Annotated in this window: 3 protein-coding genes; all 3 read left to right on the top strand. The window is 66.3% G+C overall.

Annotated elements, in window-relative coordinates; translation table 11 throughout:
- Window positions 1-598: HAD-IC family P-type ATPase (locus DYI24_RS24145; RefSeq protein ID WP_164574125.1), on the top strand; the 598-nt coding region annotated here is incomplete at its 5' end.
- A 12-nt stretch (window positions 599-610) separates the two neighbouring features.
- Window positions 611-1213, top strand: a complete 603-nt coding sequence (locus tag DYI24_RS24140; RefSeq protein ID WP_164574124.1) for a K(+)-transporting ATPase subunit C — start codon at window positions 611-613, stop codon at window positions 1211-1213.
- Window positions 1214-1258: 45 nt separating this feature from the next.
- Window positions 1259-3111 (top strand): DUF4118 domain-containing protein (locus tag DYI24_RS24135; protein ID WP_164574123.1); only part of this gene is annotated, 1853 nt, incomplete at its 3' end.

The following is a 3111-nucleotide window of genomic DNA, read 5'->3' as shown; positions in this document are numbered from 1 at the left end:
AGCTGGTGTCGATGACTTCCTCGCTCAGGCGACGCCGGAGGACAAGCTCAGGCTGATCCGCGACGAGCAAGCCCAGGGCCAGCTGGTGGCGATGTGCGGCGACGGCACCAACGACGCGCCGGCACTGGCGCAGGCCGATGTCGGTGTAGCGATGAATTCCGGCACCCAGGCGGCGCGCGAAGCCGGCAACATGGTCGATCTCGACTCCAACCCGACCAAGCTGATCGAAGTGGTCGAGATCGGCAAGCAGCTGCTGATGACCCGAGGGGCGCTGACCACGTTCTCGATCGCCAACGACGTCGCCAAGTACTTTGCCATCATCCCGGCGATGTTCCTGGCGTTCTATCCGCAGCTCGGCGTGCTGAACGTCATGCACCTTGCCAGTCCGCAGAGCGCGATCCTGTCGGCGATCATCTTCAACGCGCTGATCATCATTGCGCTGATCCCGCTGGCGCTAAAGGGCGTCTCGTATCGCCCGGTCGGCGCAGCGGCGCTGCTGCGGCGCAATCTTCTGATCTACGGCCTCGGCGGAATCCTGGTGCCCTTCGTCGGCATCAAGGCGATCGATCTGGCTGTTTCGGCCCTGCATCTGGTGTGAGGAGAAGTCGTCATGTTGAAAGAAGTTCGCCCCGCTGTCGTGTCGCTGCTGGCGCTCACCATGATTACCGGCTTGGCCTATCCGCTCGCTGTCACCGGCATTGCCGCCGTGCTGTTTCCGTATCAGGCTCAGGGCAGTCTGGTTGAACGCGGCGGCCAGATCGTCGGCTCGGCGTTGATCGGGCAGGAGTTTAAGGAGGACCGCTATTTCCACGGCCGTCCTTCGGCCACCACGGCACCCGATCCGGCCGATGCCAGCAAGACGATCCCGGCGCCGTACAATGCCGCGAACTCCGGCGGCTCCAATCTCGGTCCGACCAGCAAGGCTCTGGCGGATCGTTTGAGCGAAGACGTGGCCAAGCTGAAGGCTGAGAACCCAGCCGCCGCGATCCCGGTCGATCTCGTCACCACCAGCGGCAGCGGACTCGACCCGGATGTCTCGCCGGAAGGCGCGTTATTTCAAGTGCCGCGTGTCGCCAAGGCGCGTGGCGTCCCGGAGGAGCAAATCCGCAAACTGGTCACAGCCTCTGTGCAGCCGCCGCTCGGCGGCGTGCTCGGCGAGCCGCGCGTCAACGTGTTGAAGCTCAATCTGGCGCTCGACGCGGTGCCGCGCTGACGTGCGCTGCTAGGCGAGTCCGCTGCGGTCGGATATATTTTGTCCATGCCTGATCCGCGCGCTGAGCCGCCTTCGCGACCATCTCCGGACGCCTTGCTTGAACAGGCAAGGCGGCAGGAGCCGGGCACGGGCCGGCTCAAGGTCTTCCTCGGCGCGGCTCCGGGCGTCGGCAAGACCTTCGCGATGCTGCAGAGCGCGCACGCCCGCGCCAAGGCCGGTGTCGACGTGGTGATCGGGTATGCTGAGACCCACGGCCGCGCCGAGACCGAGGCCTTGCTCGCCGGCCTGGAGACTGTCCAGCGCCGGCGCATCGCCTATAAGGGCCAGACCCTCGAAGAGATGGATCTCGATGCGGTGCTGGCGCGCCGCCCGCAGCTCGCCATCGTCGACGAGCTGGCGCACAGCAATGCTCCGGGCAGCCGCCATCCCAAGCGCTATCTCGACGTATTGGAGCTGCTGGCGAACGGCATCGACGTCTACACCGCCGTCAACATTCAGCACATCGAGAGCCTGAACGATGTGGTGGCGCAGATCACCACGGTCCGGGTGCGCGAGACCGTCCCGGACTCGGCCTTCGAGCGCGCCGATGCGATCGAACTGGTCGACCTGACGCCGGACGACCTGATCCAGCGCCTCAAAGAGGGCAAGGTCTATGTGCCCAAGCAGGCCGAGCGCGCGCTGGAGCACTATTTCTCGCCGGGCAACCTGACCGCGCTACGCGAACTGGCGCTGCGGCGTACCGCCGAGCGGGTCGACGAGCAGCTGCTGTCGCACATGCAGGCCAATGCGATCGCCGGGCCGTGGGCAGCGGGCGAACGCGTGCTGGTGTGTGTCAGCGACGATGAGCGCTCGCAAGGGCTGGTTCGCTATACCAAGCGGCTCGCCGACCGGCTGCGCGCGCCGTGGACGGCGATCAATATCGAGACGCGGCGCAGTCTGTCGCTGACCGAGCAGCAGCGCGACCGGCTGGCCGATACGTTGCGTCTGGCCGAGGCGCTCGGCGGCGAGGCGCTGGCGATCCCCGGCGGCGATCGCAGCCTGGCGCACGACATCCTGGCCTTCGCGCGCGCCAACAACAACACCCAGATCGGCGTCGGCAAGGCGCCGCGCTCGTTCTGGTACGAAGCTCTGCGCGGATCCACCGTACACGAGCTGGTGCGCGGCTCCGGCAACATCTCGATCCACGTCATGACCGGGACGGCGGTCTCGGCCGAGGAAAACCGAAGCCGGTCGCTGCGGCCGGCGGAAGGCAGCGAGCCGTTCAACCCGTGGCCGTATCCGATGGCGCTCGGGATGGTTGGTATTGGCCTCGGCGTTGCCAAGCTGATCGAACCGTTCTTCAGCATCGAGAACGTCGACCTGGTGTTTCTCACCGCGGTGGTCGGTGTGTCAGTCCGCTACGGACTCGGCCCGTCACTGCTGGCGAGCCTCGCGGCATCGCTGTGCTACAACTTCTTCTTCCTGCCGCCGGTGTACACCTTCACCATCACAGACCCGACCAATATCGTCGCGTTCTTCTTCTTCATGCTGATCGCGATCCTGGTGTCGAATCTCGCCGGCCGTGTCCGCGCTCAGGCTACCGCAGCCTCGCAACGCGTGCGAACAACGGAGTCGCTGTACGCTTTCAGCCGTAAGCTCGCCGGCACCGCTGCGCTCGACGACGTGCTGTGGGCGACCGCGTATCAGATCGCGCTGATGCTGAAGGTGCGGGTGGTGCTGCTGCTCCCCGAGCAGGGCCGCATTGCCGTCAAGGCCGGCTATCCGCCGGAGGATCAGCTCGATCCGGCCGATCCCGCAGCCGCGAATTGGACGTGGGAGAACGACCGGGTTGCGGGGCGCGGCCCCGACACCTTGCCCGGCGCCAAACGTTTGGTTCTCCCGGTGCCGGCCGGGGCGGG

Origin of the sequence: Rhodopseudomonas sp. BR0C11, assembly GCF_010820945.1 — a bacterium.
GTDB classification, from domain to species: domain Bacteria; phylum Pseudomonadota; class Alphaproteobacteria; order Rhizobiales; family Xanthobacteraceae; genus Rhodopseudomonas; species Rhodopseudomonas palustris_H.
Note: the sequence above shows the minus strand (reverse complement) of the source record. Positions and strands in the feature narration are given on the sequence as shown.